This window comes from Pseudoalteromonas sp. SIMBA_162, assembly GCF_046535955.1.
Taxonomy (GTDB): Bacteria; Pseudomonadota; Gammaproteobacteria; order Enterobacterales; family Alteromonadaceae; genus Pseudoalteromonas; species Pseudoalteromonas marina.
Genome location: NZ_JAWJBQ010000886.1, coordinates 1 through 249 on the forward strand (window position 1 = coordinate 1; position 249 = coordinate 249).

Annotated in this window: 1 protein-coding gene; it reads left to right on the forward strand. The window is 64.3% G+C overall.

The features are described from left to right. The coding region (locus R0J88_RS22255; protein WP_410901209.1) for a biotin carboxylase N-terminal domain-containing protein at positions 1-249 on the forward strand (249 nt) is incomplete at both ends.

Sequence of the window (249 nt, forward strand, 5' to 3'; positions counted from 1 at the left end):
GATACGGGCGCGCAGGCGATCCATCCGGGCTATGGCTTTTTGTCCGAGAACCCCGATTTCGTTGATGCGGTAGAGGCGGCGGGGCTGGTCTTTATCGGTCCGTCGGCCAAGGCCATTCGCGCGATGGGGCTTAAAGATGCCGCCAAGGCCTTGATGGTCGAGGCGGGCGTGCCGGTTGTGCCGGGGTATCACGGGGCCGATCAGGATGACGCGCTGCTGGCGGCAGAGGCGGATAAGATCGGCTATCCG